Genomic DNA, 350 nt, shown 5'->3' on the forward strand with positions numbered 1-350 from the left:
CGGGCCGCCCGCGGCCGGCTGGGCGCGGGTACCAGGGTCAGTGCGGCCAACTCCGCGGGGTCGATCTCGCCGAGTTCGCGCAGCCGACGCACCGCCGTCGCCAAAGCCTGCCCCAGCGGGACCGCGAGGTCACGTCGGCCACGCTCCTTCGCCGCGATCACCGCCGCCCGGCGGGCCCCGACGTAGCTGCCGACCGCCCAGGCGGGCACCCCCGGGTCGACCCTCGGGGACAGCGGTACCGGCCCGGCAGCCAACGCGACCCGGCACCGCTCACACCAGAGCGTCCCGACGGCCCCACAGCCGCCGCACTCACGGGGCAGGACCAGGTCCAGCAGCGCACGCACCCACGC

Annotated in this window: 1 pseudogene; it reads right to left on the bottom strand. The window is 77.7% G+C overall.

From position 1 onward, the window contains the following. Positions 1-350, bottom strand: a pseudogene (locus tag AC1DYG_RS21115) (hypothetical protein); the annotation flags it as partial.

The sequence above is a fragment of the Pedococcus sp. P1_H8 genome (assembly GCF_056405175.1).